This is a genomic window from Achromobacter sp. LC458 (genome assembly GCF_001005835.2).
GTDB classification, from domain to species: domain Bacteria; phylum Pseudomonadota; class Gammaproteobacteria; order Burkholderiales; family Burkholderiaceae_B; genus Achromobacter; species Achromobacter spanius_B.
Genome location: NZ_LBHW02000004.1, coordinates 170,394 through 197,079, shown reverse-complemented (window position 1 = coordinate 197,079; position 26,686 = coordinate 170,394). Strand labels below are relative to the sequence as shown.

The following is a 26,686-nucleotide window of genomic DNA, read 5'->3' as shown; positions in this document are numbered from 1 at the left end:
AAGTGAGATGGGCGGAAACGTCTTGACGAACCCGGTCTTGAAGACGGTGAAAGTGAAGGGTGAGGATCGCCAGATTTGTGAGTTGCGCGTGATGTGCGCCGACTACAAGTCGGACGGGAATGGTGGATACGTCCAAGACGACGTCCGGACATTTCCGGTGCAGGTGACCATTTGGCACGAAGGGACCGCCAAGCGCGTGTATGAGGTCGTCCGGGTCGGCGCATCCGTGACCGTGGTTGGAACGACGTATGCGCGGCCTTGGGTCAACGAGCAGAGCAACCAGGCCGAAGCTGGTATGTGCATGGATGCGGAACGGGTGACCTTGGGCCTTCAACGGGTCGAATCCGTGCAATACCGTGCGAAGGCTCAACCCGAGGCGCCGAAGGCTAGCGATACGGCTCCGGCTGCGATCTAACCCAGTGAACATATTCCGGGGGTGGCGCCGCTGCCCCTGGCTTGGAGGATTTGTGATGCGTATCAGCACGAGAAGGCCGAAGTGGGAGCAATTTCGGGAATCGCACGTTCTGCGTGTGGGCAAGGATCAGCGCGTGCTTGGCAGAGTGGACCTGATCGGATCGGTTGGATATTGGTGGCAAACGGCCGACAAAACGGATGTTGCCTACAACCTCCAGGACGCCAAGCGTAAGGTGGAGGATATTCTTAGGCTGAGCGCGGGCGTAGTGGTGCTCAAGGGCATGACGGCAAGCCCCATGGCCCGTGCGGCGTAGAGGCGACCATGCGCACTACTGTTGCTCAGCGAATTTCGTACGCTCGCGTCGCCGCTCGTGAGGCGGGATTAGGGGCAGCGGTCGTCGCCAAGAGGGCGCGCACCGCAGTGATGGGAGCCCCTCGCCGGTTGTGGGCGCTCCTAGCGATCGCCTGCTCTGGAGCGCTCGTTGTGAGCGCAATCTCTCATTTCCTGTCAGGAGGCGCGTCCGGGAGCCGAACGATCGCCGAGCTTATCGGGCGGCCGTTGAACACGGCCCTCATCGCCTACCTTGTCGGATACGCTGTCTGCTTTGGTGCATGGCACGCAATTTCGGTGTGCCGGCGGCTGGGGCGCGAGGAGATGACGCGGGCGTCCTTCCTACAGGGCAAGGCACAGCGCCCCAATTGCCCGCGCAATATCCTTCGGGAGCGTGACTGATGAAGACGCTCATCATTGCCGAAAAGCCATCCGTTGCGCGCGATATCGCTGCCGCAATCGGCGGGTGCCGCCAGGTCGGAAACTGGCTGGAAGGTGAACAGTTCGTCGTCAGCTCCGGTATCGGACACTTGGTGCAGATCGCCGATCCAGAATCTGGCCATCCCTCCGCGGGTTTCGGGGGCCTGCCCCGAATTCCACATCAGTTCGCTCTCAGTGCCATTCCGGGCACCGTAGATCAGCTCAAACTACTCGGGAAATTGATTGCCCGGCCCGACGTCTCCAAGGTGGTCAATGCTTGCGACGCAGGCCGCGAGGGCGAGCTAATCTTTAACCTGATCTACGAGTTCCACAAGGCACAAAAGCCGGTGTTTCGGATGTGGATTCAGTCCATGACTCCTGCGTCGATCCGTGAGGCATTTAAGGGGCTTCGGCCAGCGTCCGCTTTCGCGAGGCTGGGCGATGCGGCTCGGAGCCGCTCGGAGGCAGACTGGCTGGTTGGCATTAATGGATCCCGAGCGGTTTCCGCCCTGCTCGAAGCGCAGACTGATCGGCGGGAGCGAAATTCCGTCGGCAGAGTGCAAACGCCGACGCTTGCGATTGTCGTCCATCAAGAGCTCGCTATTCGCTCTTTCATTCCGAGGCCATACTGGGAGCTGCACGCGACTTTTGCGGTGCAGGCTGGGGAGTATGTTGCCCGCTGGCGTGGGCCGGCCATTGACGCAGGAGAATCCGCGGGGGATTCGAGACACCGCATATGGGATAAAGCCAAGGCAGACGCCTTGCTTGCAAGTTGCCGGGCAACTCCGCCCACATCCGTGCGCGATGAGTCTAAGGTAGTCACCAGCAGTCCTCCCAAGCTGTTCGACTTGACGACGCTCCAGCGCGAGGCCAACAAGCGGTTTAAATTCTCCGCGAAAAAGACGTTGGACCTGACCCAGGCCCTGTACGAGAAGCACAAAGCACTCACCTACCCAAGGACGGATTCGAACGCGCTTCCAGAGGACTACGTGGGCAAGGCCATAGCAGTCGTCGAAGCCTTGGCGGATAGCGCATACGGCGAGCATGCGGGACGGGTCATTGCCAACAGTTGGGTCCGTCAGGATAAGCGGATCTTTAACAACGCGAAGATCTCTGATCACTTCGCCATCATTCCGACGGGGCGACTTCCGGGCGACTTGACCGACGGCGAGGCAAAGGTCTTCGACCTGGTCGTTCGGAGGTTCCTGGCGGCCTTCCATCCGCCGGCGTCATTCGCCAAGACAGAGCGGACGACAATCGTGTCCGGGCACGAGTTCACCGCGACAGGCCGGGTGCTTCAAGACGCTGGATGGATGGCGGTCTATGGGCGAGACCCCGACGCAGAGGATGAGGCGCCGTCTCTTTGTCCACTGGTACAGGGAGAAGCCGCAGCAAACCGGGATGTGAAGCTCGTTGCCCAGAAGACCAAGCCTCCATCCAGGTTCAATGAGGCAACGCTGTTGGGGGCAATGGAAACTGCCGGTAAGCTGTTAGAGGATGACGATCTCCGCGAGGCGATGATAGAGCGCGGCCTTGGTACGCCCGCCACTCGCGCGTCGATTATCGAGGTGCTCCTGGCAGATCAAGACCGGGCCAAGCGTCCGATAGAGCCCTATTTGCGGCGACAGGGGAAAGAGCAGCACCTGGTTCCCACGGACAAGGGCATTCAGCTTGTGGAGTTTCTGGAAACCAATGGCCTTGAAGAGCTCACGTCGCCCAGGATGACCGGCGATTGGGAATCCAAACTTCGTCTTATGGAGCGCGCACAGTACGAGCGATCGCTCTTCATGACTGAGACTGCGCAGTTCGCACGTCGCCTCGTCGAGACGCTGAAGGCCAGGGCGGCTGCGTTGCCGGCAGCGCCGAAGACCTCCCTCGCTGCGCCTTGTCCTCGGTGCCAGGCCCCACTGCTGGCGAGCGCTCGTCAGGTTTCGTGCAGCGCCGGTTGCGGCTTTCGGCAGGATCGCTCGGTGGCCGGACGCGAGTTGTCTTATGCGGAGCTAACCGCGCTGTACAGCGTGGGTAAGACGGAGGTGCTGGAGGGCTTCGTTAGCAAGGCAAAGCGTTCGTTCAATGCCAGGCTTAAGCTCAATGAAGAACGACGTCTGGAATTCGAATTCGAGCCACGCGCCGGTACCGCGACGGGCGCGGGCGTCACTCCCGGAGGAACGCAGAAGGCATACCCATGCCCTCTTTGCCGTAAGCCTTTGCGCTTGCGACAGGGCTCACGGGGGGCTTTCTGGGGATGCAGTGCCTACCCAGAGTGCAAACATACTCAACCGGACGAGGGCGGTAAGCCGTGGGTTCGCGCAGGGTCTGTTGCGGCGTCGATGCCAACTGCGGAAGTATTGAGTGCCTCTGCCGGCGGTGAGCCCTGGGCGGGTTGTGCAGGGGCGGCGTGCCCTACCTGCGGGGCCGGCAAGCTTGTGAGCCGTGTTTCTTCCACCTCGGACAGACGGTTCCTGGGGTGCAGCAAATTCCCGAAATGCCGTCATTTCGAATGGGAGAAGGGCAATGGGACACGTTAGCGTGCAAGTGCCGTTCAGAGCGGCAATTGGAACGATGGGACAGGTGTCCTTTCGATTCGACGAGAGTGCCTTTCATGCGTCTTCAAAGGCCTGCCTGTCGATCGACCTGGGCACAGCGCAGGGGCGCGGCCCTGTGTCGGCGACTCTTGATGTCGAGGGAATGCGGCAACTCGTGGACCGGTTGATGGACTCGATCCTTGCAGTTGAACGACGCCAGCGGTTGGATTGCCAGGATCTGATTGGATGAGGAAGTTGCTGCTCACTGGGCCGACTGGCGGCTCTACCGTACACACTGCGCGGTGTGTACGGTATAGAAAAACTTGCGTCATAAATATGACGATTTTCATGATCGTGGTTTTGGAGGTTAGCCGGCAATGGGTAGGCCGTCCTTTCAGCTAACAGACGACCAGGCGAGACGCATCATGGTCGCCGTCGGGCGCCTGCAGGAAGCGTATCCGGCGGTAGCGGATAACCGCGCTTTTCTTGGTGGGCTAGTAAACGCGGTGCTGGAGGTTACGGGGCGCCTGTATGGCGTTCCCACGTACCAGCGAATTCTGCGGGCGTACGCACCGACGCGAAGCCCGTCCACCAAAACCATCCTCTCCGTGCTGGTGGGTGTGCAGAAAGCCATGGTGCAGACGCCGTCGACCGGCGCCGATCACGATAGCTGCGCTGCAGCTGCGCCGGCGCAGGTCCTGGCGCGTCAGGAGGACCCTACACCGGTACGTCTGCTCGCGATCGAGCTTGAGGAGAGTCGCCGCCGACGCCTGGTGCTTGAGGCAGACAAAGCTCGATTGGAGGCGGCGATGAGCGCGCAACAATGCGAGTTGGCTCGCGCGCTGGGGCAGGTTGATAGCGCTGACCGCGCCCTCTCTGCCCTGGCGGACAAGATGGCCGCGCTAGTGAATACGGTGACGCAGGTCACACAAGCCGAGCAGGGCGGGCGTGCCTTTGCGTTGCGGGCAATTGAAGCGGCACGCGCGGAAAGCCGGCTCTGGCGGGAACGCTATGAAGGATTGCAGGTACTGCGAAAGGAAGAACAAGCGCTGTTGGATTCATACAGGCGAGCCGCGTTAGGGGCCACCGGAGCGCCGCGATGAACGCCGTGGTTTCTACCGCGGCCTCTTCCATCACGAGCGGCTCAGAGGGCGTTCCGTGCGTCCTGGGATTGGTCCGCGATGACTGGGACGCCGCGGAGCGCTGGCTAGACGTGCTGGCAGCGCGTCGACCGCCGGTAAGTCCTCATACCCTCGCGAACTATCGGCGCGAGATTCAGCGTATCCGCTGGTACTGCAACCTGGTGGGATCGGATGGGCCTAGCCGGTGGTCTATCCCTGACGTGACCCGCTACCTTGCATTCCTGCGCGAAAGGTCGGGTGACCATGTTTGCGGTAGGCGCACCGCGCGCGCCGGCGATCCTGACTGGACGCCATTTCGAACCAGGCTCGGAGCGTCAGCACTCGCGAATGCGCAGAAGGTCCTGCATGCACTACTCAAGTTTTGGTTTGAGGCAGGGTATAGACGTGCGAATCCAATGGCGTCTATCGGAAGTGGCGGCGGGGTGGGGCGCGACGCGCCGCGTCGCCATGCAGTGCCTCCGGACTTGATCGAGGAAGTTCTGGAATCGATGGAACAGGCTGCGCGTGGGTCAGTCGAAAAGAGGCTGATGTTTCTGCGAGATCGGTTCATTCTGCGTCTGCTGCAGTTCACGGGGTTGCGGGCAAGTGAGGTTGTGTTAGCCACCATGGGGGACGTGGAGCTTTACGCGGATCCGAAGTCCGGACGCGCGCATTGGTCCTTGCTCGTCAGACATGGAAAGGGCGGGAAAGCCGGGCGAGTAGCCTTGCCGTCCAACGTCATGGATGACCTGCGTGCCTACCGCTACGCATTCAGCTTTCCGCCCGAGCCTGCCTCCGGAGATCCAACGGCGCTTATTCTCTCGACCCGCACGCGAAAAGTGGAAGGTCCGGGCCCTTGCTCGTCGTCGGTGGTGGGACGCCGCAGTCAGCGGCGGTGGCGGGAGATTCGACGGCGGGCTACCCTTTGGGACATACTCACCAGCGCGTTTCAGGGGTGTGCAGTGCGGCTTCGCGATGCGGGCCGGGATCAAGACGCAGGGCTGCTTGAGCGCGCTTCAACGCACTGGCTTAGGCATACGTTCGGCCGGCAATTGACGGCGATGGGCGTGGACGTGCGGGTGATCGCGAAGGCCATGCGACATGACGATGTGCGGACATCGATGGCATATACCGAGCTTAACTTTTTGGATGTTGTCCGCGAACTCGAGAAGGTGCGGCCGGGCGGCGTGTAGAGGCGTTAGCTCAGCGCGGGACACCTGCATTTACTAGATTGAGCGTTCCGAACGGGCGGAGTCCGGCCAGCAGCGCGCGCGCCGACGCTCCTAAAGCCAAACCTGGCCATGATGGCCTTCGGTGTAGAACTCTTCGAGGTAGTCCAGATACGGGCGGATCAACCGCGCGCTGTAGCCTGCTTCTTCAGCAAGCTGCCGCATTTGTCCGGGAAGAGGGCGGTATATCTTCTTGATCTTTCGCATGGCTCGGAGATTGAGGCCATGCAAATTGTTTGCATTGTCATAGACCTCATACAGATGCTCGTGGTCCACGGAAAAGCCGCGCTTCGCGAGTACCAAGTCCACTTGGCCCTCTGCGTCGTCTGGGTTTATCGGGAACCATTCGGAGTCGCGTCCAGAGTCGAGATGCTTGCGCGGATAGCCAAAAACAGACCGGCGGTGAATGTTCCCTTCAATAGCGTTTAGTTCCTGCTGCGAAATTCCGAATGTGCTCCGCCCGAGGTCGTATGTGGTAAACAAAGTGATAAACGGGTTATACGTTCGGCCTTGGGCCACCCTGCGGGCGGGTACTTCTTCTGTTGTGAGCCCAATCTTGCTGAAGCTTAGATCACGCATGTCGACTGCGATGTAGATCCAGCCATGTTTTTTGGTGGGATAGTCCTTGTAAACCGGATTAGGCTCCAGCAACTCTTGTTCATCGTTCATCGAAGATCCCTGCGATTGATGCCACGTGCCGCCATTAGGGAATCGACGCCGCTCCATCGCGAAGCGAAGTCTCCTGGCTTTCGCTCACGATTGTAACAATACTTCACAATAGACGCGGCGCGACAGGTACCTGCGCCGCCGTCCTTGCACGCCATGAGCTGGGACTTGATGTGGCCGCATACGTCGAAACCGTTTGGACCGAAGATCCCAAGCAGGGCCCGATAGAACTCGTTCTGTAGCTCGGGCAACTCGTACCCGTCCAGCGTACACGCCGGCGGGGCCCGATTGACTTTGACGATTCGCGAGGAGTAAAGTGCAGGAGCGCTGGCACGCGCAGGACACCGTCTTTCGAAGCTCCTAGAGCAGTGCTTTGATCTTCCATGGGCCGATGCCTTCCTTCCGGCTCTTTCAGAGCGACGGTGACTCTGTAAACGGGGCCTTGAGGATCGAAGCGCATGACTACCGCCAGCATTAAGCCGCTCACAGTGAACGGCATCAAGCAGCTCGCCAAAAAAATTAGCCGCGAGCACAACATCACGCACACAGACGCACTCAATCTTGCCAGTCGCCAGGCTGGCTACGAGAACTTCGTGCACGCGAAACGCCAGCTTCCGGTCGCAAATGCACCGCGCGGGTTTCCCGTCTACATCTCCGTGCACTGGTTCACCCGGCGCTCGCGCAACGATGACCAGACGCCCAACGGGCTGAGGCATGGCCGAGAACTGTTGTGTGTGCATCTCTCTCGTCCATTACCTGAAATCGTGGCTAAGCACCTCGTCGGCCACGCGCGAGGACTCTACGGTTTCCGGATGGAGTACGTCGATCATCTGGAACACCGGACCAATGTGAACAGCCAAGAGTCCGCCCGGGACCTCTTACTGAAGGCTGAGCGTAGCTTGCGTTTCATGGAAGCGACAGGCCTGCAACCGGTATCGACCAAGAGGTTCGACTCCATCTCCAGGGTGCTGACGGAGATGCCCGACAGAGACCATGACTCGGACTGGTTCGACCCTGTGAGCGGGAGCTATGTATGCCTGGACGAGCCGTATGCGGCCGCGGTCAAGGGCAGGGAGGCCAAGCGCGCCTACTGGCTGGAGAGTAATGACCTGAAAATGGTGGTGCCCCAGTGGGAGGGCATCTACTACGCCGGCGAGTGCATCCCGCACTTGGTTGGCCCGGACGGTGCCCTGCTGCAACGTGTTGCAGACACACTGGCCAGGCTGCGCCCCGTCGCGGAGCCCCACCCGTGGCCCCACGAGACAGGCATGTGCAATGACGATTTTGTCAGCCCCCAACGCGAAGCGGATGCAAAGCCGCGCCGGCGGCGGCCGGGGCCGTCTTACGGCGAGTACAACGGCGCAGTGCCGTATGGTGGTCAAACCGGTATCCCGTCGCGCTGGCGCCCGGCCAAGGCGATGCCAATTGAGCTCCATTTGCAGCTCGCCCCTCTAATGCGAGGCTTGGCGGCCGTCGGATTTTCCAGCCGCGTGCGCTCGAAGCTGGGCGCTGCCCGTTCCGAATTGGACGATTGGTGGCCGATGGAGCACCGGGATGAGCAGGGAAGGGCCTTGGACGATATCTATTATGGAGGGCCGATCGTGGTGTGCGGCGATTCGGACGTCGAGCGCCTGGCGATGCTCACGGAAGCCCGATCCATCGTCCTGCGAGGCTACGACGACTGCAAGCCGCGGCGTACGTTGCTCGCGGCGTTTGATGCGGGCGTGGCTGAACTGCAGAAGGCTGAGCGCAACGGCGCGGCTGCGTTCGCAGGCGCTCGCGGTGCGAACTGACGTCTCGAGACAAGCGCGCTCGCAGCAGAATGCCCCCGAAAGGGGGTATTTTGTTGGAAACGCTTCGCGCTCAATTGCCGATAGGTTTTGGAGTTGTGCGCAATCCGCGCTCCGGAACTAGGCATTTCAAGCGCTCTGAGAGGCAAATCAGTCTCCTAGTCCTATGATCGACCGATGGGGGCTGCTAGCACGCTCCAGGCCCTTCAAAAATGGCACTCAGCGGTATTGGGAAGGCCGCCGCGCGTCGAGATGGAGTACCCGAGATTTCGGTTTCCTGGCTTTTCTTTTGGAGGCACGTGCTTTGTGCGCGCGAGAGTTCGGCAGGATGGATTTGATGGCCCTATGCGCACAGCTTGAAGAGCGGCTTGGTGGGCCGCGTGCACCACAGGATGCGAAAAAGAGCGCCCGGAAATATCGGCCGCACGTTAACTTAACGCGCATTGCCGTGCCGTCAACCTGGCTTCAAAAAGTGCTGTTCGCCGCTCGTCGGGGCGGTCCAGTCCTTAAGCGATTAGCCCGCGTGCTCGGTCACGGATTTCGAAGGACGCGGCATCGAGTGAGCGCGACTGCGGGCGACCTGCGTAGCATTAGCTTGCGTCAGGGCGACGCGTCCTTTCCCACCGGCTGCGCCGACGAGGTCGTCCTTGGGACTTCGTGAGACCCGTTGGGCGCCTTGTGCAAATTTCGTACCTGATCCGCCTAGCTTTTTCGGTAGGCCAGCAATCTCAAAGCGTTAAAAACGACGAGCAGCGTCGAGCCTTCATGGACGGCCACTGCAGCGCCCATACTCAGCCCCATAATCGTCGCGGGCACTAGAACAGCGACGATACCGAGACTGACGTACAGATTTTGACGAATGATTCGTCGAGTCTGGCGGCTCAGTCCGACCGCAAAAGGCAGATGACGCAGATCATCCGCCATCAAAGCGACATCGGCCGTTTCCAGTGCAACGTCTGAACCGGCGGCACCCATGGCGATACCCACAGTCGCATTTGCCATGGCGGGGGCATCGTTTACACCGTCTCCGATCATCGCGATTTCAGCCTCAGCCCTAAGATCGCGAATCACCTGAACTTTGTCCTCCGGCATTAAATTGCCCCGTGCGTCCTCAATGCCCACTTTGTTTGCAATGGCGCGGGCGACGTTCTCATGGTCGCCAGAGATCATCACCATGTGGGAAATCCCCAGTTGCCGCAGATCTTCTATGGTTTCGGCAGCACCCTGCCGTGGCGTATCCATTAGTCCAATGGCACCGAGATCTCTGTCTCCCAGTCGCACGACCATAGTTGTTCGGCCATCCTCCCGCAACTCGTTGGCGGCGGCTGTCGTCGAGCTTTCGAGCTGTGGAATGCCAGACGCGCCGAACATCTCAACTTTTCCGATCCATACGCTTTGCGAACCCACTTTGGCCGTGATTCCTTGGCCAACGAAATTTTCCACCTGGGAAGCTTCTGGGATCGGATACGTTCCGAGAGTTTTGCGACCATCTCGAACAATGGCCGCGGCTAACGGATGATCACTTAGCGACTCTACTGCCACCGCAACCGCGACAAGCTCCTGTTCGGAGACTCCAGGTGCCGGCAAGATGTCGGTAATTCGAGGGCGGCCTTCAGTCAAGGTACCGGTTTTGTCAAAAGCTAGTGCTTTCAGGCTTCCAAGTTCCTCCAGCGGGGCGCCGCCCTTGATGAGTACGCCGCCCCGAGCCGCGCGAGCGATACCTGAAAGCACTGCGCTCGGCGTTGCGATGGCAAGAGCACAAGGGCTGGCTGCGACAAGTACCGCCATAGCGCGGTAGAAGCTATCGCGGAAAGGCTCATCAACAATGACCCAGGCGAAAAGCAATAGGAACGCGATGCTTAGGACGGTCGGCACGAAGATTCGCTCGAATCTGTCCGTGAACCGCTGCGTTGGCGACTTTCTAACGTCGGCCTGCTCGACCAGCGCTACGACGCGGGCAAGGGTTGAGTCGCTCGACTTACGAGTGACCTCGACCTCCATCAGGCCCGAACCGTTAATCGTGCCGGCGAACACTTGAGATTTGGGATCGACGCCGGCCGGCCGGCTGCGCGCAATGGCAGCGTCGGGCACGGGGGCCTTGTCTACTGGAATGCTCTCGCCTGTTATGGGGGCTTGATCGACACTTGAGCTTCCCTTGATGACAAAGCCGTCTGCGGGAAGCCGCGTATTCGGCTTGACGATAACCTGGTCGCCCACCTCAATTTCTTCGACTGCAATCTCGCGAACTTGGCCATCGCGACGCACCGTAGCCGTTTTTGGCGCAAGTTCTGCCAGGGCTTCGATTGCCCGCTTCGCCCGCCCCATCGCGAAATGCTCCAGCGCGTGCCCTAGGCTGAACAAGAAGAGAAGGAGAGCGCCTTCGGCCCATGCTCCGAGCGCGGCAGCGCCAGCGGCGGCAATGAGCATCAAGCTGTCGATTTCGAGGCGCCGCTCCTTCCAGCTATTGAAGGCGTCTCGCACGGTGAAAGCTCCTCCAAACACGTACGCCGAGACGTACATGGCGAGAGGCACCCATCCCGGGATAGACGGCCACCAGCGTTCAATCCCGGCCCCGGTCCCCAGCAACGCGCCGCACGCTAAAGCAAAGTACACCTCCGCTGAAAGCGCTGTAATCGCCCGGGTGATGCTAGTCGTCATTTTTACGTCCTTGCTTTGGATTTCACTGCCATTCACGCGAACCGCCGACTTATTGGTTCTCGGTCACAAGGCAACACTCAGAAGCCCCATGTGGTGTTTGGAGGAGGCGTGTCATGAAACGGCTATTCCGTACGCAATTAGTCGTTTATGATGCGCGCCAATTCCGCCGGTTTGGCCTAGTCGGAATTCTAAAAGCGGAACGGTCGACGAAGCGCATCATTACAGAATTGTAATAATAAAGACGGCAAACTGTCGAAACGCGATCTTTACATTATTAAGTCAGTCGCTTCTGCGCGACGACAACTAACGTGAGGATCACTGAGATGAAAGTAACTATTTCTAGCGCCGCCGTCGCACTTGCTTTGGGTGCTCTGAGTTCGACCGCCCAGGCCGACACATTTCACAATACAAACACTGAGATCGGCTACGAAGTTCACATTAGCGACAGCCAAAGTGGAAAAACCTCGGAGCAAGTTCGGCAGGAGCTCGTCGCCGCAAAGTCCAATAAGAGGGAATGGTTCTTTACCAACCTGAATGCGGCAAAGCCTGGTTGGATGGTTCCAACTGAAAAAACCCGTGAGCAAGTTGCGAAAGAACGCGATTCGATCACCCCCGAAGAGCGTGCGCGCCTCGACGAAATCTACAACACCGGTGCTTAAGTGCCGTCTGCTTTTGGCAGGAGGTAGCGCTCATTCGTGGGGAAATTCCACGCGTTTGGGTGCTCCTCCGTCCGTTGGCGAAACTAAATTCGAGGGTCATGTATGAGGATTCGTGTCGCAATTGCGCTTTCGGTGATGTTCCTTTCTGGCTGCGCGATGACGAGCGGCCCTGCACCAGCGGCCGAGGGCGCGAAAACGCGAGCAGAAGTGCGTGCTGACTTGGCCATGTGGAAGCGAGCCGGAATGAACAAGTTCTATAAAGGTCGGCACACACCCGATATCTACAGTGCGTCCTACCGTAAGAGCTATGCCAACTATTTGGAGCTTCGTAACGGACCGGAGTATCAGGAGGAGCTTAATCGCCTCAAGGGCGAAGAGCAATAATGCAGCGTCCCTTCATACAGTGCGTGTGGCTCTGCCAGAAACGACAGCGGTCCTGTCACCTGTAATTCGTCCACTGTCTAGATATATCGAAGAAAATCGTTGGGCAACCAACTTACCAACTTGGGACGCGATGCTCGAGGCCACCTTGGCTGTATGCGAGCGTCGCTCTCGCCGTTTTAACGGTCTGTTCTCTCTGCTTCCATTTATGATGTCGAGCTGCCGATACCGAAACGGCTAAGTCTCCATCTGAAGAAATTGTTCAATAAAAAAAGGTGCACATTTCAATAGAATGTGCACCAAAAAAAGGCCTCTTCCCTTCGCGGTGGAGGAGGCCGCTCGCCGCCGGTGGAGATCGCCTTAGCGTTTGAGGCGTTCCAGCTCTTGTTGATACTCGGTGCCGCTGCGAAGGCGAACATATTCCGCATACGCCATTCTGTATTCGCGGCTATAAATGTCGGGCGTTTCGTCTTGGTTCCAGAAGCGATCCACTCCTGCACGTTTCCACACTGCGAGATCTGCTTGTACTTCGGCTCGAGTGAGTCCCCGGTCAATTCCGCTAGAGTACGTCGAGGCTGCGTTGGCCGGCACTGCGGTTTGCGCGCCAGCGTACGCCATGGGCGCCGCAATCAATACGACCGCCGAAAGGATCTTGAGGGAAATTTTCATCGCCAACTCCATTTGATTACCGGCGGTACGCACTAACGCCGGTATTAATAAATCATCATCACTTAACGCGTATAGGAATTGTATCGAAGACATCCCATCCAAACCGCGACTACAGAATTACGTTTTTGTCCGGATTTGGAAATGTGGCGTCCACGTTTCCACTTCGATTTTGGAAAGAGTGTTGTGATTTTGCAACCGCACGTGCGGTGCGTGTGGGAATTAGCGGCGTGCGTTCCCGGGTATGGATCGCCTTTCGCTACTGCAAAATCGAGTGGAAACATAGAGTTGCGGGCGCGCGCAGCGGTACGCGGACATTAATGACTGGACGCGGACATATATGTAATCGAACGGTTGGTTTTTTGTCGATGAACACTCTCCACACTTGCTTGGCACTTGCCGAATAGACACCGCGAAATGCGAAACGGACTTCGCGTTTCTTCTATCGGCGAGGCATCCAGTCCGCCTCTGTGATAAAGGAGCAATTTGTGAAGAGATCTCTCTTGCTGGCAATTTCTGCGGCAACACTATCGACGGCTGCGTACGCCGAGTCGTCGGTGACGCTTTATGGAATTATTGACACCGGGATTGGCTACGCCAAGGTCGATGGGTCCTACACTGATCCTCGAACGGGCGCGAAGTCCGAATTCGACGGGAGCCGAGTGGCGATGACTACTGGCCAAACGGCCGGGTCGCGTTGGGGCCTGCGCGGAAAAGAAGATTTGGGTGATGGCCTGTACGCGACCTTCCGCCTTGAGTCTGGGTACGATTCCGCTAACGGCTCGTCTCTCCAAAACAATCGCCTGTTCGGCCGTGAAGCTACCGTCGGCCTTGGCAGCGACCAATGGGGTGAGTTTCGTCTTGGTCGTCAGTACAACGTAGCGTCGCGTCTTATGGCTTCGATGTATGGTTCCGGATTTGGCGGCGGCTTCTCGCAGCTCAATACGGGTGGAGGCCTTGGCTTCAGCGCGGCGTATTTCGTGCGCTATGACAACCTGGCGCTGTATGAAAGCCCTTCAATGGGCGGCTTCCGCGTATCGGCTGGCTATGCGTTTAATGCCGACGACCGCAACGCGGCCCAGACGGGCTTCCGGACGGCGGATAACACTCGAGCAATTACGACTGGCATTAGCTACGCAAATGGTCCGCTCATGGCATTCTTCGCCTACGACCAATTGAATGCGTCGAACAAACTATCCTCAGCCCAAACTGCGGCCACTCCTCGCTCGTTCACGTTGGGCGGCTCATACGACTTTGAAGTCTTCAAGCTGGCGCTGGCATACGAACGAGCAACGGATGGCTGGTTTGCTGGCAAGGGGCTCCCCTCGAGCGCCTCGGTCGGAACGTTCCGCGGTACGCCGTCCAACACATTCGTCGATGGTTTCAGCTCGAATTCCTATCTGATCGCAGCATCCGTCCCCTTGGGTGGCGCTAGCAGCATGTTTGGTTCGTGGCAGCGAGTCGATCCGAACAATAGCGACCTGACCGGTGGTGACTCGACCAGCAACACGTTTGCGTTGGGCTACTCCTACACGCTTTCGAAGCGCACGACGATGTACGCTGCTGCCACCTATACGAACAACTTTGCATTTCAAAACGATGTAAAAGCCAGGGAGGCAGTGATCGGCTTGCGCCACTCATTCTGACGCGAAATGCGCACCTAGCGTGCGGAGGACATAGTGGGGTGCCCATAACCCGCTATGTCCTCATTTTTTTGGCGAGAGGAGCCATTAGAGCGGCTAGACGCTTGCAGAGCGTCAGTGGCAAGCCTATTCGGGCTCGCGATACTCGATGGTGTAGCCCATTCCTCTGACGGTGTGCAGCAATTTTATGTCGAACGGATCGTCGACCTTGGCGCGAAGACGGCGGACCGCGACTTCAACCACATTCGTATTGCTGTTGAAGTTCATGTCCCAAACTTGTTCCGCGAGGACTAGGCGCGACAATACTTCGCCTTCACGCCGCATCATGAACGTCAGCAGCCCAAATTCCTTTGCAGTGAGGTCTATGCGGGAGTTGCCCCGGGCTACTCGTCGGCGAAGTAGATCCAGTTCAAGGTCCGCTACGCGAAGAATATTTCCGCCGGACATGGTATCGCCAGATCCCGCCGCGCGCCGTCTGAGAGCGAGGACTCTTGCCTGGAGCTCGGAGAGTGCGAATGGCTTGATTAAATAATCATCGGCCCCTTGCTCCAGACCGCGTACTCTGTCCTCAAGGCTTGACCTGGAGGTCAACATCATGACAGGTACATTGTCGTTTTTACGAATGCGTTGTAAAACCTCAAATCCATCTAAGCCGGGTAGGCCGATGTCCAATATGATTAGGTCATATTGCGTTTCATAGGCGAGTTGGAGACCGCTGACCCCATCCATTGCGATATCAACGATATAGCTGTTATCCGTAAGGCTGCGGCGTAACAACTCGGCGAGTTTTTGCTCATCTTCAATAACTAAAATTTTCATTTGTCGTTTGAATACGTCATTGAAAATGACGTTGAAAAAAGCGAAGGACGTGATCGGTGATCACTCCGCCGTTGCAGCCTAGTTGACGTAACGCTACAGTGCTGGTCTTCCGGCTCTTAGCATCGCTTTACATGTAAAGCTACTTTAGCGGCCGAGCTTCGTCAGAACCCGAACTCGTCAATTACGAATCTGCAAAAAAAAACGCGGAAATCTGTAATTTCCCTGTCGCTATTTCCGGAGAGCATCTTTTTAGAAGGATTGCTGCCTACGTGGACTCGCTAAATGTCCAATGATGCGCGCCACCTTGCTACTCTACAAACGACATTGGCGCTCACTGCACAAGTGTGCAGGAGCGCCAATGTCCAATGTGGTTCTACTTGGATGGATCGAAGTCTGCAGCTATGCTGAAGCCGATGGTCGTGCCCGTCGAGTCCGATTTTACGAAGGGAGTGCCGCCATGCATCCGTGCAATTGCGGCTACGATGGCCAGTCCGAGGCCGTGATGGTTCGCGTCGCTCGCACGCGCAGAGTCTGATCGGTAGAACCGGTAGAAGAGCCGCGGTAGATGCTGTGCTTCGATTTGCTCACCGAAATTGTGCACGGTGACGTGTACTTTCCCGTCGTCGGCCCTGTATAGCCTAACCGTTACACTTGACTTCGGCTTGCTGTAGCGAATGGCGTTCGAAACCAGATTTGAAATAGCGCGTTGATAGAGCGAGCGGTCTACACTGCCAGCTTGATCTCCCAAGACGTCAAAGCTAACTCTCGCGTCGAGCGCCTCGGCTTCGTGATATTCAAGAACTTCCGTAGTAATCGCGCGGAGGCTCTCCACATGTTCGGCCCGCGCCCTCGCTCCGCGGTCAGCCTGTGAGAGAAAGAGCATGTCATTGACAATAGCGGTCATGCGTTGAAGCTCTTCCAGATTCGAACCAAGCACGTCTCGCAAATCCACTGGCGACCGATTTGCCGCCAGCGCGAATTCGGTTTCTCCTATAAGCGTCGCGAGAGGAGTACGTAGTTCATGTGCTACATCTGCATTGAAGCCTTCCATTTGGACATAGGCCCGCTCTAGCCGTTGCAGCAGCGCATTGAACTGCAGGACCAACGGTTTGATTTCTTGCGCCAACCCCGTTTCCTTCAGTCGTTCCCCGATGCGGTCAGGCGATATTAGCGCGGCCTGGAGCGCCACTTCGTGTAGAGGAAGCAGCGCGCGCCGGACAAGGACGTTGGCTATAACGGAAACTACTATCGCTCCGATCACAGCACACGAAAACAACGTCCATGCCAGCATCACTCGAAGCCGCACATCCGGCGTGGTATCCAGAAACAGCTCTGCGGTCATTCTCCTGTCCGGCTGGCTGGGCGCAGGCAAAGAAAAGAGCGTCTGTATTCGATTTACGTCCTTCGCCGCTACGGCAGGCTCACCATAAACGCTGACTTTTTGATTAATGACGAGTCGCAACGAAAACTCAGACTTTCCATAGAAAAAGTCATTTAGCTTATGCTCGAGCGCGGGTAGGTCGCCTTTAACGGCGAATTCATCCGCAAGGTGCTCGATGACTTCACGCTTTTGTTCAAGTAGTGCCTGCTGACGATGAGAGAGATTTATATTCGTCGCCCAGTACACAACTAGGCATACGACCCCCAGTGCGACAAATGTCTGAAGCGCGAGCCAGCGAGACAGCCATTGGCGCAGAGAACTGATCTCGCGAAATCCCATTACTCATCCCTCAGTTCGAGCACGTAGCCCATCCCGCGCACGGTGTGAAGGACCTTAGTTTCAAAAGGGTCATCAACTTTTCCACGAAGACGCCGTACAGCAACCTCCACCACATTGGTATTGCTATTGAAGTTGATATCCCATACTTGTTCGGCGAGATCCAGACGAGACAGAACTTCTCCCTGCTTTCGCATCAAGAGGGCAAGCAGCGTAAATTCCTTGGCTGTCAAATCAAGGCGCGTGCCGGCCCTACTAGCCTTGCGCCTCAGCAGATCAAGTTCGAGATCTCCCACTTTCAAAACATTCTGTCTGCTTGCCTCGGCGACGATATGACCCCTCCGGCGCCCCAACGCAAGGACGCGCGCCAGCAATTCAGATAACGCAAACGGCTTGACCAGGTAATCGTCTGCGCCGTCCTGCAGTCCCCGAACTCGATCCTCGACCTTGTCTCGCGCTGTGAGCATCAGGACAGGTACGCGATCGGACTTGCGCAGTTCGTGCAGAACGTCAAAGCCATCCATCCCCGGGAGCATCACGTCCAGAAGAATGAGGTCGTACTGAGTTTCTCGGGCAAGGTGAAGTCCGCTGACGCCGTCCGATGCAACGTCGACCACATAGTTGTGTTCTGAGAGAGCACGCTTTAGGTACTCAGCGAGCTTGCGCTCGTCTTCAACGACCAAAATCTTCATATTTCACAACCGTTCGAATCGTGAATGGCACCCTCGAAGGTTGAATCCGGTGCCAAGCGGGAATTGGTGCGCGAGCTCGAGCTCGCATAGCCACCAACGTTGCGTGTTCAGAAACGCGCACGTCTTGCACTTGAATGGGAGCACGCATTCTAGGGCAGGTTAGCCGTCAGTCTACCTTCACCAGGATTACGAATCTGTAATGCACGGCAATCTTACAGAATTGTCATCTGGGGGTCCGGATTCTGACGAAGGCGCTTGGATACAGTACGGGCGGTCATCCGTCCTGGGCGTCCCTATTGTGTCCCACGTGCGACAGCCCGGCATAGGCACCAACATCTCCTCAGACACTACCAAGGTTAAATGATGCGCCTCAAGTTGCTTCCATTGTTCCTGATGGTCGCCGCGCTGTGCGGTCCGCAGGCTCGGGCTCAGGCTACGCCAGAAAAGTACACCCGGGAAGACGCATCGATTGCGTCGGCAAACGTTCTGACGCTGTCCGAGGCGCTGGATGCCGCGTACAGGTTGAATCCCCAATTGTCGGCGGCCAAGAATGATTTCGGAGCATCGAAGGGGTTGGTGGAGCAGGCAAGCCTCCTGCCAAATCCTTCCCTGGACGTCAGCATCGACGACCAGCAACGTCCGACGCGGACGACCACGGCGATGCTCAGCATGCCCGTTGAGTTGGGCGGAAAGCGACGAGCACGTACAGAAGCCGCTCAATTAAACAGTGATTTGGCTGGCCGGGACTATGAGATCGCGAGGGCGGAGATAAAGACCTCCGTTACGTCTCGATTTTTTGCAGTCGCAATCGCGCAGGAAACGGTGCGCGTCAATCGCGATATGGCTGAAGTGGCTGTCGGGGCATTGCGTGTAGCTCAAAAGCGAGTGGACTCAGGAAAGGCTCCGCCTTTGGAGAGAAACAAAGCAGACATCGAGCTAACGAAGGCGCAGATTGAAGTGCGTCAAGCAGAAAATGAGCTCACCGTCGCACGCAGAGAACTGTCATTACTGTGGAACGACCCAGCTCCGAAATTCACGGCAGTGCGTGCGGATATCGAGGATCTTCCGCCGCGACAATCGCTGGATGAGTTGCGCGGCGCCTTGTTGGCGTCCCCGAGAATGACTGCCGGACGCCTCGCATTGGAAGTGAGCAAGGCCGAATTGAATGTCGAGAAGAGCAAGCGATATCCGGACATCACGATAAGTGGTGGAGTGGCTCGCGACAATGAAATGGGGCGCAATAAGGCTCAATTTGGGATCTCCGTGCCATTGCCGATTTTTGACAGGAATCAGGGGAACGTCTATGCCGCCACCATGCAAACCTACAAGGCCCAAGACACTTACAGAGAGCTAGAGGCACGATTGAGTGCTGACTTGGTATCCGCCGCCTCTACTTACGATCTTGCATTGTCTTCCGCGAGCGACTATCGCCGGTCTGTTATCCCCACATCGCAGAAGGCATACGATGCCGCGCGTAAGGGCTTTGAGGCTGGAAAGGTCGGCTATCTGGAAGTCCTAGATGCGCAACGGACTTTATCGCAAGGGAATATTTCCTACCTGACGACGTTGTCGCGCGCGGCGTCGGCCCGCGCTGAAATCGATCGCATCCTTGGCCAATAAACAGAGATGAACATGAGCCCGTATTTCAATCTAGTACAACGTCGCGCCGTCATTGCGGTCGCGCTATCCCTTCAACTCCTGATTCCGGCGCCGGGGCTTGCAGGGCCATCTGACCACGCTGGGGACAGTCATTCCGAAGCGGCTGTGGGGCCGAATAAGGGTGAAATCACAACGGTCGGAGACAACACGATTGAGGTGGGTCTGGTTGAGGAGGGCGAGGCGGCTCGGCTAAAGGTTTGGATAGCGGCGTCAGGCAAGCCTGTGAATGCAAAAGACCTAACGGCAACCGCGACTTTGAAAAGGCCAAATGGGGAAGAGAAGGTGCTCAAGCTGACCCCCTCTACAGAAGGATTTGTCAGTGATCAGCTTATCGCTGAGCCACATTTCTTTGAAGTCGAAATTAGCGTCTCTATTCCTGGAAGGCCTGACCCTATCCGCGCAGAATTGCACAAAGAGGAGGGGTTGGTCGCGCTCACCCCTGAACAAATTTCCGCGGCTGGAATTGAGACAAGTGAAGCCAAGGCGCAGAGCCTTGAGTCGAGCACGAAATTCCCCGGGGAGATCCGATTTAATGCAGATCGCACTGCACACGTCGTGCCTAAGGCCGCAGGCACCGTTCAACAGGTCTCAGCTGATCTCGGACAAGAGGTGAAAAAAGGACAGCTATTGGCGGTCATTTCAAGCGCATCGCTCTCCGAGCTCAGAAGCGAGTGGCTTGCTGCGACGAAGCGTCGAGCATTGGCTGCCGCCACGCACGCTCGAGAGTTGAAGTTATGGCGGGAGCAGGTTTCAGCCCAACAGGACTATCAACAGGCTCAGACTGCGCTTCAAGAGGCGGATATTGCCGTGCAAAACGCAGCTCAGAAGCTTCGGGCAATTGGCGCGGAACCGTCCGCAAAAGACTTGAATCTTCTTGAGATTCGGGCGCCCTTCGATGGTGTCATCGTCGAGAAGCACATCGCTTTGGGCGAGGCGCTATCCGACACGGCAAGTATCTTCACAATCTCGGATCTGAGCACGGTATGGGCAGAGTTCGTAATCGCGCCCAAAGATCTCCGGGACGTCCGTGTAGGTGAAGATGCAAAGGTCACCTCGACTGCCTTTTCCGAGGAGGCGTTCGGCACCGTGTCCTATATAGGTGCATTGCTTGGACAGCAAACGCGCACAGCGACTGCGAGGGTGACATTGAAGAATCCCGACATGGCCTGGCGGCCCGGTCTGTTCGTTTCCGTAAGCGTCGTGGTGGAGCGAAATGACGTTGGAGTAGCTGTGGAGAGCGACGCGATCCAGGATGTCAACGGACAGCCTACGGTGTTCATCGAAGTTCCTGGTGGCTTTCTTCCCCAGCCCGTCAAGCTAGGCGCGACGACAGATAAGAGCTCGGAGATTGTGTCAGGGCTCAATGCTGGAACACGCTATGTCAGCTCCAATGCTTTCGTGCTGAAGTCCGAGTTGGGCAAGGCAACGGCAGATCACGCGCATTGAGTCGGAGCCCACATGTTTGAACGTTTAATTCGCTTTGCCATTGAGCAGCGTTGGCTTGTCTTGTTCATCGCTTTTGGAATGGCCGCCGTTGGGGTGTACAACTACTCGCGACTGGCCATTGACGCGGTTCCCGACATCACCAACGTCCAGGTTCAGATCAACGCGAGTGCACCTGGCTACTCTCCTTTAGAAACGGAGCAGCGCGTCACGTATCCGATCGAGACCGTGATGGCTGGTCTGCCGGGGCTGCAGCAAACTCGCTCGCTGTCTCGTTACGGCCTATCTCAGACGACAGTGATCTTCGAGGACGGGACAGACATCTACTTTGCCCGTCAGCTCGTTAATCAGCGTCTGCAGGAGGCCAAGGAAAGCCTGCCGGAGGGGATCACCCCCGTCATGGGGCCGATTTCCACCGGATTGGGAGAGATCTTCCTGTGGACCGTTGAAGCAAAACCCGATGCAAAGAAGGAAGACGGTTCGCCATATACGGCCACGGACCTGCGCGAGATTCAAGATTGGGTCATCAAGCCGCAACTGCGCAACGTCAAAGGCGTGACCGAGGTCAATTCAATCGGAGGCTACGCAAAGGAGTACCAGGTAGCGCCAGATACCGAGCGCTTGGCATCCTATGGACTCTCGCTCACCGACATCATCACCGCCCTAGAGCGAAACAACGCGAATGTTGGAGCTGGGTATATTGAGAGAAAGGGCGAGCAGTACTTGATTCGTGCTCCGGGTCAGGTTCGGTCGATAGCCGATATTCAGGATATTGTCCTGACCGCGAGAGATGGGCAAGCCATACGCGTTCGTGACGTTGCGGATGTTTCAATCGGGAAAGAGCTTCGCACGGGCGCCGCTACAGACAATGGCAAGGAGGTGGTGCTCGGTACCGTCTTCATGTTGATTGGCGAGAACAGCCGGGCTGTATCCCAAGCAGTGTCGAAAAAGCTCGGGGAGATAAACAAGAACTTGCCCGACGGGGTAGAAGCGATCACCGTCTATGACCGTACCGATCTCGTAGACAAAGCTATCGCCACGGTAAAGAAGAATCTTCTCGAAGGCGCGATCTTGGTGATCGTGATCCTGTTCGTTTTCCTCGGAAACATTCGTGCTGCGATCATCACGGCGATGGTGATCCCGCTATCTATGCTGTTCACGTTTACGGGAATGGTGACCTACAAGGTCAGCGCCAACCTGATGAGTCTCGGGGCGCTTGATTTCGGGATCATTGTCGACGGGGCGGTAGTGATCGTGGAGAACTGCGTCAGACGGCTGAGTCATGCACAGCTGCATCACGGTCGTCCCCTCACTCGCTCCGAACGCTTCCACGAAGTATTCGCGGCCGCTCGCGAGGCGCGACGTCCGCTGCTGTACGGCCAGCTGATCATCATGGTTGTTTACCTTCCAATATTCGCGCTCAGCGGGGTGGAAGGGCGCATGTTCCACCCCATGGCCCTCACCGTGGTGATGGCATTGCTCGGCGCCATGATTCTGTCGGTCACGTTCGTGCCGGCGGCCGTGGCTATGTTCATCGGGAAGAAGGTGTCAGAGAAGGAAATTCGGGTAATGGCGTGGGCACGTCGACGCTACGAACCTCTGCTCGACCTGGCACTTCGCCGCACTCCTCTCATGCTCGGTGGGGCACTAGGGTTCTTGCTCGTGTGCGGTTTTATCGCCACTCGTTTGGGAAGCGAGTTTATTCCGAATCTCAACGAAGGAGACATGGCAATCCAAGCATTGCGCATTCCGGGCACAAGTTTGACGCAATCAGTCGCCATGCAGGTTCAGCTGGAAACCCGTTTAAAGGAGAAGTTTCCCGAGATCGAGCGTGTGTTCGCGCGGACCGGCACTGCCGAGATCGCATCGGACGCTATGCCCCCCAATATCTCCGATGGCTACATCATGCTTAAGCCCGAAAAGGACTGGCCGAGCCCGAAGAAGTCTCATGCGGAGCTGCGTGAGGCGATTCAGCGTGAAGCACAGAACATTCCGGGGAACAACTACGAGTTCTCGCAGCCGATTCAGCTACGGTTCAACGAACTGATTTCTGGCGTTCGCAGCGATGTCGCGGTGAAGATATTTGGTGATGACAACGATGTGTTGAACAGAACTGCAACTGAGGTAGCTGAGGTCCTCCAAAAGATCCCAGGCGCCTCGGAAGTCAAAGTGGAACAGACCACGGGTCTTCCCATGCTGACCGTGTCGATCGATCGAGCTAAAGCAGCGCGCTATGGCCTTAGTCTGTCGGATGTCCAAGACACCCTGACGATTGCGGCGGGTGGTCGTGAGGCGGGCACGTTCTTCCAGGGCGACCGTAGGTTCGATGTCGTCGTTCGACTTCCAGAAAAGGTCCGCGAGAACATCACCGCACTCAAAAATCTTCCGATTGCGTTGCCGAGAGGTGAGGGTCAGCTTCAAACAGCCTACATACCACTATCTGAAGTTGCGACATTCGATCTGGCGCCTGGCCCTAACCAGGTCTCCCGAGAGGATGGAAAGCGAAGGATCGTGGTCAGCGCCAACGTTCGTGGCAGAGACCTCGGATCGTTCGTCGGCGAGGCAGAGACGGCGATCGCTGAACAAGTCAAGGTCCCAACGGGATACTGGACAGCATGGGGGGGTACTTTCGAACAACTTGAATCGGCTACCAAGCGATTGCAGGTTGTGGTCCCAGTCGCCCTGCTTTTGGTGTTCGTCCTGTTGTTCGCGATGTTTGGAAACGTTAAGGATGGACTACTCGTCTTCACCGGTATTCCCTTCGCGTTGACAGGCGGAATTCTTGCGCTGTGGATCAGAGGAATTCCTTTGTCAATTACCGCTGCAGTGGGATTCATTGCACTTTGTGGTGTCGCTGTTCTCAACGGTTTGGTTCTGTTGTCCTTTATTCGCTCCTTGAGAGATGAAGGAAAGCCGTTGTACACCGCGGTGCGAGAAGGCGCCTTGACTCGCTTGCGTCCCGTGCTGATGACCGCCCTCGTGGCTTCGCTTGGATTCGTACCTATGGCTATCGCAACGGGGACAGGAGCGGAGGTGCAGCGGCCGCTGGCCACAGTGGTTATCGGAGGCATCATCTCCTCCACCTTCTTGACGCTTCTGATCCTGCCGGCGCTCTATCGCTTGGTACATCATAAAGACGCCGAGGAGGAGGAGCTAACCGGCTAGGAGTGTGAACTGTCGCGAGCTTGGAGGGGCCCGGTCTCCTCCAAGCTTGCGGAAATGTAATTACAAGGTTCGACGATTGTCGAGCGCACTTTCGTACATTGGCAGCCTTCGATACCGAATGGTTAGACCTCCATGGTTACTTTGCCGTTAGACCCCGCAGAAGCCAATAAAAAAGCGGAGAACGCAATCCAGATCTCGATTGTGATTCCGTTCTTGAATGAACAAGATGTCTTGCCAATTTGTCACTCGAAGCTGAAAGAGATTCTCGGTGAGCTAGGCCTACCTTACGAGATCGTGTTCGTGGATGACGGTAGCACGGACAAAAGCGTATTGATCTTGACTGCGCTGATGGAACGGGATCCCAGAGTTCGAGTGGTTCGCCTGAGTAGAAATTTTGGGAAAGAGGCTGCGATGAGCGCTGGCCTGGCGCATGCGCGGGGTGAGGCGGTGATCATGTTGGATGCCGACCTGCAGGATCCTCCGGCACTAATTCCGGATATGGTCAAGGCATGGCAGGATGGTTTCGATGTCGTATCGATGCGCCGGCGCAAGCGTGAGGGTGAAGGTTTCGCAAAGCGTTTGTCTGCTTATGCGTTCTACCGAATCATGAGTCGCTTGAGCCGGTCGAGGATACCCGCAGACACAGGGGATTTCCGGCTTATGAGTCGTAGGACCGTTGAGGCCTTGCTCCAGATGCCAGAGCGGTGTCGCTATATGAAAGGTCTCTATGCTTGGATCGGGTTTCCCACCAAAGTGATCGACTATGATCGCGCGCCCAGGGCCGCCGGCAAGACCAAATGGAACTACTTCGCGCTATTCGGGCTCGCCCTTGAAGGCATCACCTCATTCTCTACCGCTCCGCTGCGCTGGGCAACTGGCATAGGAGCTGTTGTCGCATTGACAGGTGGCATGTTTGGCCTTTGGATTATCTTCAAAACGATCGTGTTCGGTCACGACGTGCCTGGCTATCCATCACTAACAGCCATGATCACCCTCTTAAGTGGGATTCAGCTCCTGACGATTGGGCTGTTGGGCGAATACGTTGGAAAAGGATACATGGAGACGAAGCAGCGTCCAATCTTCATAGTGCGCGATGTGCTCGAGAAAGCCACGCAGATGGCCTCACAACACGCCGGGATTGGATCGAAAAATGCAGTTGAAGGCTAAATGGTTTTTGTTGGCCCTAGCGGGCATCGTTATCGCCCGGCTTTTTTCAATGGCTGCGATGCCGTTGATCGACACCTCGGAGCCGAGATACGCTGAGATTGCGAGATTGATGGCGGAAACCGGGGATTGGATCACTCCTTGGTTCGAACCCGGGGTTCCGTTCTGGGGAAAGCCACCGCTCTCATTCTGGAGTCAGGCGATGGGGATAAGGATCCTTGGTGGGTCCGAGTTCGCGGTTCGACTCCCCTCATTCCTTGCGATGGTTGCGCTCGCAGCAATGCTCTATCGCGCAACTGCTATCTTGGTCGATCGACAGGCGGCCCGATGGACGACGCTCATATTGTCTTCTATGCTGCTCCCGCTCGCTGCGGCCGGTGCTGTGCTCACAGACTCCTTCTTGGCTCTAGGGATCACCTATTCGATGTTGGCGTTCCTAGTCGCGCCGACAGCACCTACACCTTTCTGGCGGTATGGGTTTTTTGTGGGCATAGCCATTGGCCTGTTGTCGAAAGGGCCGCTCGCCTTCGTCCTCCTGGGCATAGTCCTCGTTCCTTGGCTTGCGCTTTATCGTGATCGTAGGGCGCACCTGACCAATCTTCCTTGGCTCACGGGCACGTTGTTGATGGTCGCGCTGACTGTTCCTTGGTACATCGTCGCTGAGATAAAGACCCCAGGATTCGTCCAGTACTTTTTAGTAGGTGAGCACTTTCTGCGGTTCCTAGACTCAGGTTGGCAGGGAGACCTGTACGGTACTGCTCACGAGCGACCTTTTGGCGGAATTTGGGGTGATTGGCTGCTAGCTTCGTTCCCATGGGGATGGGGCGGAATTCTGCTGGGTGTATGGATAGTGGCTAATGCCTCTCGCAGGGCTCGGGCTCTTCAGGTTTGTCGGTCTCCGGTCGTCGGATACTTGGCGTTGTGGGCCGTTGCCGCTCCGGCCTTCTTCACCTTCTCTGGAAACATACTTTGGACGTATGTGTTGCCTAGCCTGCCAGCTTTTGCACTGCTCCTCGCAATATTCGCCAAAGAGCTATCGCCAGCAAAAGCGATGCCGCGCCTAGTCCGGATCTTGGCTGCCACGTGTGCAATAGTGCCGATAGCGGCAATTGGTCTCGGGCTGGTCTCGCTCACGGTGCCCACAAAGCTCAAAACAGAGAAGCAATTAGTGGCCATTGCCGAATCTCAGATGAGCGAAGGTCAGAAGCTTTACTTTGTGCATAGCCGCCCTTTCTCCGCGCGTTTTTATTCGCGCGGCACGGCAGAGCTAATTACTCCGAGTGAGTTGGAAAAGTTGTCCTTGGAAAAGGACGCATATGCTTTCGTGGCAATTCCAAAGGGTAAAGAGTCCTCACTTGAGGAAAGCGTGAGAGAACGGTTGGTGCCGATCTATCAAAGTCGTCGCTACGCGCTTTACAGAATAAATGGGTAAACCTGTGTCAGCGCTAGAAAAGTATCAACGCACCTTCGCGCTTCTTGGTCGCGCGTCCGCGGTGGGGCATTCGCGGTCTCTTCTGAGGGTCC

At 57.1% G+C, this 26,686-nt stretch carries 20 protein-coding genes; 14 read left to right on the top strand and 6 right to left on the bottom strand.

Annotation, left to right across the window (positions count from 1 at the left end; translation table 11 throughout):
* Positions 1–22 precede the first annotated feature (22 nt).
* The 5 genes from YH64_RS05480 (at position 23) to YH64_RS05455 (ending at position 6,004) form a co-directional block, all read left to right on the top strand.
* Positions 23–415, top strand: coding sequence for a single-stranded DNA-binding protein (locus YH64_RS05480; protein WP_232294644.1), 393 nt, complete (start codon positions 23–25; stop codon positions 413–415).
* A gap of 55 nt (positions 416–470) precedes the next feature.
* Positions 471–728, top strand: coding sequence for a hypothetical protein (locus tag YH64_RS05475; RefSeq protein WP_006216217.1), 258 nt, complete (start codon positions 471–473; stop codon positions 726–728).
* 418 nt (positions 729–1,146) lie between these two features.
* Positions 1,147–3,693: a DNA topoisomerase gene (locus YH64_RS05465; RefSeq protein ID WP_006216215.1), complete on the top strand. Its 2,547-nt coding sequence runs from the start codon at positions 1,147–1,149 to the stop codon at positions 3,691–3,693.
* Positions 3,694–4,115: 422 nt separating this feature from the next.
* Entirely contained in the window at positions 4,116–4,793 is a 678-nt protein-coding gene (locus YH64_RS05460) for a hypothetical protein (protein WP_232294643.1), read from the top strand.
* A 503-nt stretch (positions 4,794–5,296) separates the two neighbouring features.
* The gene (locus YH64_RS05455; protein WP_039883693.1) at positions 5,297–6,004 is read left to right on the top strand and encodes a site-specific integrase; all 708 of its coding nucleotides are present in this window, start codon (positions 5,297–5,299) and stop codon (positions 6,002–6,004) included.
* Positions 6,005–6,094: 90 nt separating this feature from the next.
* Here the strand turns inward: YH64_RS05455 and YH64_RS05450 are convergent, their stop codons facing one another.
* Positions 6,095–6,709 carry a hypothetical protein gene (locus YH64_RS05450; protein WP_006216211.1) on the bottom strand — a complete coding sequence of 205 codons (615 nt, stop codon included), beginning with the start codon at positions 6,707–6,709 and terminating at the stop codon, positions 6,095–6,097.
* A gap of 455 nt (positions 6,710–7,164) precedes the next feature.
* On the opposite strand from YH64_RS05450, the gene YH64_RS05445 reads away from it, so the two are divergent.
* Positions 7,165–8,499 carry a DUF5623 domain-containing protein gene (locus YH64_RS05445; protein ID WP_046803181.1) on the top strand — a complete coding sequence of 445 codons (1,335 nt, stop codon included), beginning with the start codon at positions 7,165–7,167 and terminating at the stop codon, positions 8,497–8,499.
* Positions 8,500–9,198: 699 nt separating this feature from the next.
* On the opposite strand, the gene YH64_RS05440 is transcribed toward YH64_RS05445, so the two are convergent.
* The gene (locus tag YH64_RS05440) at positions 9,199–11,190 is read right to left on the bottom strand and encodes a heavy metal translocating P-type ATPase (RefSeq protein WP_006216208.1); all 1,992 of its coding nucleotides are present in this window, start codon (positions 11,188–11,190) and stop codon (positions 9,199–9,201) included.
* Between the two features lie 287 nt (positions 11,191–11,477).
* On the opposite strand from YH64_RS05440, the gene YH64_RS05435 reads away from it, so the two are divergent.
* Both YH64_RS05435 and YH64_RS05430 read left to right on the top strand, forming a co-directional pair.
* Positions 11,478–11,813: a DUF4148 domain-containing protein gene (locus YH64_RS05435; protein WP_006216207.1), complete on the top strand. Its 336-nt coding sequence runs from the start codon at positions 11,478–11,480 to the stop codon at positions 11,811–11,813.
* Between the two features lie 102 nt (positions 11,814–11,915).
* A complete protein-coding gene (locus YH64_RS05430) occupies positions 11,916–12,197 on the top strand; it encodes a DUF4148 domain-containing protein (RefSeq protein ID WP_006216206.1) in 282 nt (93 codons plus the stop codon).
* A 357-nt stretch (positions 12,198–12,554) separates the two neighbouring features.
* On the opposite strand, the gene YH64_RS05425 is transcribed toward YH64_RS05430, so the two are convergent.
* On the bottom strand, positions 12,555–12,863 hold the full coding sequence (locus tag YH64_RS05425) for a DUF4148 domain-containing protein (protein ID WP_039882452.1): 309 nt from the start codon (positions 12,861–12,863) through the stop codon (positions 12,555–12,557).
* A gap of 485 nt (positions 12,864–13,348) precedes the next feature.
* Between YH64_RS05425 and YH64_RS05420 the strand changes: the two genes are divergently transcribed.
* A complete protein-coding gene (locus YH64_RS05420) occupies positions 13,349–14,506 on the top strand; it encodes a porin (protein ID WP_039882451.1) in 1,158 nt (385 codons plus the stop codon).
* 123 nt (positions 14,507–14,629) lie between these two features.
* Here the strand turns inward: YH64_RS05420 and YH64_RS05415 are convergent, their stop codons facing one another.
* The 3 genes from YH64_RS05415 to YH64_RS05405 all read right to left on the bottom strand — a co-directional run bounded on the left by YH64_RS05415 (position 14,630) and on the right by YH64_RS05405 (position 17,731).
* A complete protein-coding gene (locus YH64_RS05415; protein WP_006216203.1) occupies positions 14,630–15,322 on the bottom strand; it encodes a heavy metal response regulator transcription factor in 693 nt (230 codons plus the stop codon).
* 373 nt (positions 15,323–15,695) lie between these two features.
* Complete coding sequence (locus tag YH64_RS05410) at positions 15,696–17,042, bottom strand: heavy metal sensor histidine kinase (RefSeq protein WP_006216202.1); 1,347 nt, start codon at positions 17,040–17,042, stop codon at positions 15,696–15,698.
* Entirely contained in the window at positions 17,042–17,731 is a 690-nt protein-coding gene (locus YH64_RS05405) for a heavy metal response regulator transcription factor (protein WP_006216201.1), read from the bottom strand. Before YH64_RS05405 ends, YH64_RS05410 begins: the two co-directional genes overlap by 1 nt.
* Positions 17,732–18,091: 360 nt before the next feature.
* Between YH64_RS05405 and YH64_RS05400 the strand changes: the two genes are divergently transcribed.
* The 5 genes from YH64_RS05400 (at position 18,092) to YH64_RS05380 (ending at position 26,594) form a co-directional block, all read left to right on the top strand.
* The gene (locus YH64_RS05400; RefSeq protein ID WP_006216200.1) at positions 18,092–19,351 is read left to right on the top strand and encodes a TolC family protein; all 1,260 of its coding nucleotides are present in this window, start codon (positions 18,092–18,094) and stop codon (positions 19,349–19,351) included.
* A 12-nt stretch (positions 19,352–19,363) separates the two neighbouring features.
* Positions 19,364–20,836, top strand: coding sequence for an efflux RND transporter periplasmic adaptor subunit (locus YH64_RS05395; protein WP_143215258.1), 1,473 nt, complete (start codon positions 19,364–19,366; stop codon positions 20,834–20,836).
* A 12-nt stretch (positions 20,837–20,848) separates the two neighbouring features.
* Positions 20,849–23,998 carry a CusA/CzcA family heavy metal efflux RND transporter gene (locus YH64_RS05390; protein WP_006216198.1) on the top strand — a complete coding sequence of 1,050 codons (3,150 nt, stop codon included), beginning with the start codon at positions 20,849–20,851 and terminating at the stop codon, positions 23,996–23,998.
* Positions 23,999–24,130: 132 nt separating this feature from the next.
* Positions 24,131–25,165 (top strand): glycosyltransferase family 2 protein, encoded by a 1,035-nt coding sequence (locus tag YH64_RS05385; protein ID WP_006216197.1) that lies wholly within the window; start codon positions 24,131–24,133, stop codon positions 25,163–25,165.
* Entirely contained in the window at positions 25,149–26,594 is a 1,446-nt protein-coding gene (locus YH64_RS05380; RefSeq protein ID WP_006216196.1) for a glycosyltransferase family 39 protein, read from the top strand. Before YH64_RS05385 ends, YH64_RS05380 begins: the two co-directional genes overlap by 17 nt.
* Positions 26,595–26,686 lie beyond the last annotated feature (92 nt).

What these genes read in the sequence shown, in the direction of transcription:
- YH64_RS05475 (WP_006216217.1), top strand. Translation starts at nt 471, where the DNA reads ATGCGTATCAGCACGAGAAGGCCGAAGTGGGAGCAATTTCGGGAATCG.
- YH64_RS05465 (WP_006216215.1), top strand. Translation starts at nt 1,147, where the DNA reads ATGAAGACGCTCATCATTGCCGAAAAGCCATCCGTTGCGCGCGATATC.
- YH64_RS05460 (WP_232294643.1), top strand. Translation starts at nt 4,116, where the DNA reads ATGGTCGCCGTCGGGCGCCTGCAGGAAGCGTATCCGGCGGTAGCGGAT.
- YH64_RS05450 (WP_006216211.1), bottom strand. Translation starts at nt 6,709, where the DNA reads ATGAACGATGAACAAGAGTTGCTGGAGCCTAATCCGGTTTACAAGGAC.
- YH64_RS05445 (WP_046803181.1), top strand. Translation starts at nt 7,165, where the DNA reads ATGACTACCGCCAGCATTAAGCCGCTCACAGTGAACGGCATCAAGCAG.
- YH64_RS05435 (WP_006216207.1), top strand. Translation starts at nt 11,478, where the DNA reads ATGAAAGTAACTATTTCTAGCGCCGCCGTCGCACTTGCTTTGGGTGCT.
- YH64_RS05430 (WP_006216206.1), top strand. Translation starts at nt 11,916, where the DNA reads ATGAGGATTCGTGTCGCAATTGCGCTTTCGGTGATGTTCCTTTCTGGC.
- YH64_RS05425 (WP_039882452.1), bottom strand. Translation starts at nt 12,863, where the DNA reads ATGAAAATTTCCCTCAAGATCCTTTCGGCGGTCGTATTGATTGCGGCG.
- YH64_RS05415 (WP_006216203.1), bottom strand. Translation starts at nt 15,322, where the DNA reads ATGAAAATTTTAGTTATTGAAGATGAGCAAAAACTCGCCGAGTTGTTA.
- YH64_RS05410 (WP_006216202.1), bottom strand. Translation starts at nt 17,042, where the DNA reads ATGGGATTTCGCGAGATCAGTTCTCTGCGCCAATGGCTGTCTCGCTGG.
- YH64_RS05405 (WP_006216201.1), bottom strand. Translation starts at nt 17,731, where the DNA reads ATGAAGATTTTGGTCGTTGAAGACGAGCGCAAGCTCGCTGAGTACCTA.
- YH64_RS05400 (WP_006216200.1), top strand. Translation starts at nt 18,092, where the DNA reads ATGATGCGCCTCAAGTTGCTTCCATTGTTCCTGATGGTCGCCGCGCTG.
- YH64_RS05395 (WP_143215258.1), top strand. Translation starts at nt 19,364, where the DNA reads ATGAGCCCGTATTTCAATCTAGTACAACGTCGCGCCGTCATTGCGGTC.
- YH64_RS05390 (WP_006216198.1), top strand. Translation starts at nt 20,849, where the DNA reads ATGTTTGAACGTTTAATTCGCTTTGCCATTGAGCAGCGTTGGCTTGTC.
- YH64_RS05385 (WP_006216197.1), top strand. Translation starts at nt 24,131, where the DNA reads ATGGTTACTTTGCCGTTAGACCCCGCAGAAGCCAATAAAAAAGCGGAG.
- YH64_RS05380 (WP_006216196.1), top strand. Translation starts at nt 25,149, where the DNA reads ATGCAGTTGAAGGCTAAATGGTTTTTGTTGGCCCTAGCGGGCATCGTT.